The organism is Psychrobacter sp. W2-37-MNA-CIBAN-0211 (genome assembly GCF_040309405.1).
Classification (GTDB): Bacteria; Pseudomonadota; Gammaproteobacteria; order Pseudomonadales; family Moraxellaceae; genus Psychrobacter; species Psychrobacter glaciei.
The window spans coordinates 1-259 of the sequence record NZ_JBEOOU010000336.1; the positions used below are offsets into that span (position 1 = coordinate 1).

The 259-nt window shown below is 39.4% G+C and carries 1 protein-coding gene; it reads right to left on the reverse strand.

Annotated features, from left to right (window positions below; translation table 11 throughout):
- The coding region (locus tag AAEY72_RS15440) for an extracellular solute-binding protein (RefSeq protein WP_352311484.1) at positions 1–238 on the reverse strand (238 nt) is incomplete at its 3' end.
- Positions 239–259: the final 21 nt, after the last annotated feature.

A 259-nucleotide genomic window follows, 5' to 3' on the forward strand; every position in this document is an offset into this window, starting at 1 on the left:
TGGTAAAAGAGGTATCAAGGTTTTTAAAATTGCTCAATTTAGACTTATCAAGCTCTTGTAGCAGACCTTCTTTTGCCATTTTTTCGACATAATACGTCGACGGAATCGCCAAGTCGTATTGGCTAGAATCATCAAGCAGCTTTAGCTTGGCATACATGGCTTCATTAGAGTCAAAGGTGGTGTAATTGACTTTGATACCGGTCTCTTCAGTAAAGCCGTCAAGTATTTCTTGCGGCATATACTCTGACCAGTTATAAAG